The organism is Pseudomonas sp. MD195_PC81_125 (genome assembly GCF_014060985.1).
Lineage (GTDB): Bacteria > Pseudomonadota > Gammaproteobacteria > Pseudomonadales > Pseudomonadaceae > Aquipseudomonas > Aquipseudomonas parakoreensis.
Genome location: NZ_JABULD010000572.1, coordinates 1 through 1,491 on the forward strand (window position 1 = coordinate 1; position 1,491 = coordinate 1,491).

The 1,491-nt window shown below is 56.3% G+C and carries 1 protein-coding gene and 1 pseudogene; one reads left to right on the forward strand and one right to left on the reverse strand.

The annotated features are described in order from the left end of the window. The first annotated feature begins 55 nt into the window (after positions 1-55). Positions 56-994 (forward strand): aspartyl/asparaginyl beta-hydroxylase domain-containing protein, encoded by a 939-nt coding sequence (locus HT737_RS22905; RefSeq protein WP_047292347.1) that lies wholly within the window; start codon positions 56-58, stop codon positions 992-994. Between the two features lie 45 nt (positions 995-1,039). Here the strand turns inward: HT737_RS22905 and HT737_RS31905 are convergent. Then, positions 1,040-1,491: pseudogene (locus HT737_RS31905) on the reverse strand (hypothetical protein); the annotation flags it as partial.

The following is a 1,491-nucleotide window of genomic DNA, read 5'->3' on the forward strand; positions in this document are numbered from 1 at the left end:
TGCCATGCCGGGTAAAAGGCGTTGCGCAGCGTTGTCTTTATTCAAGGAGTCGTTGATGACCTTTTCGTTAGCCGCCAAGGTGTTGGTGTTGCTGCTGTTTGTGGGCAGCATCCTCTATGTGCATTTGCGCGGCAAGGCGCGTCTGCCGGTCCTGCGTCAGTTCGTCAACCACTCGGCGCTGTTCGCTCCGTACAATGCGCTGATGTACCTGTTCTCCGGCGTTCCGTCCAAACCGTATCTGGATCGCAGCAAGTTTCCGGAACTGGATGTGCTGCGCGATAACTGGGAAACCATTCGCGACGAAGCCATGCACCTGTTCGACGAGGGCTATATCCGCGCCGCGGAGAAGAACAACGACGCTGGTTTTGGCTCGTTCTTCAAGAAGGGCTGGAAGCGTTTCTACCTCAAGTGGTACGACAAACCGCTGCCGTCGGCCGAAACCCTGTGCCCGAAAACCGTGGCCTTGGTCAGTGCGATCCCTAATGTCAAAGGTGCGATGTTCGCGCTGTTGCCCGGTGGCAGTCACCTGAACCCGCACCGTGACCCGTTTGCCGGCTCGCTGCGTTATCACCTGGGCCTGTCGACGCCGAACTCCGACGATTGCCGGATCTTCGTCGACGGTCAGGTGTACGCCTGGCGCGACGGGGAAGACGTGATGTTCGACGAGACTTACGTGCACTGGGTCAAAAACGAAACCGAGCAGACTCGCGTCATCCTGTTCTGCGACGTCGAACGCCCATTAAGCAACCGTCTGATGACCCGCATCAACCGCGCCATCAGCGCCTGGCTGGGACGCGCCACCGCCCCGCAGAACCTTGATGACGAACGTGTCGGCGGCATTAACCAGGCTTATGCCTGGAGCAAGAGCTTCAGCGACAAGTTCAGTGGCGTGGTCAAACAGTGGAAACGCCGCAACCCCAAGGCTTACCGCATCCTGCGTCCGGTTCTGGCGGTGTTGGTGCTGACGTTGCTGGGGTATTGGCTGTTTGGTTGAGGCTGGATGTTGAAATAAAAAAACCGCTCCTGGTGAGCGGTTTTTTCATGAAGGGAAGGTGAAAGAGGCGCCGGCAAGAACACCCCCAGGCTCCTCAACGGCCGGGTTTGCCAACGCCTCCCTGATACGTTGCAACTCTCTCTCAGAAAGCTCTGAGCACGAGCGCTTTCTATTGACCTTTATTGACTTGGCGACCGACGCCTTGTTTTCAACGACAGCTTTCATGGTATCTCCGACGTTGATCATTAAATGAGCAGATGGCCCGATACTAGACTTAGTCAATAACTTCACAAGTCGCCCCTCTGTGTCGAACTCAAAACCCAGTTGCCTGTAAAGAGGAACTACTGCTGGAAGAGGTTCCTGAATTTCTATTTGTTCGCTGCCTATGATTCGTGCGAAGTGCGTAACGGCGGTCAAGGCAAACGTGGCGATGCGGCTCTTGAGAGGGTGATCCGTTCCCGGTTGGCCTTCAAGGCGCACGATTTTCACGCGCAACC

Excerpts from the sequence above, each read along its gene's own strand:
- HT737_RS22905 (WP_047292347.1), top strand. The coding sequence starts at position 56 with ATGACCTTTTCGTTAGCCGCCAAGGTGTTGGTGTTGCTGCTGTTTGTG.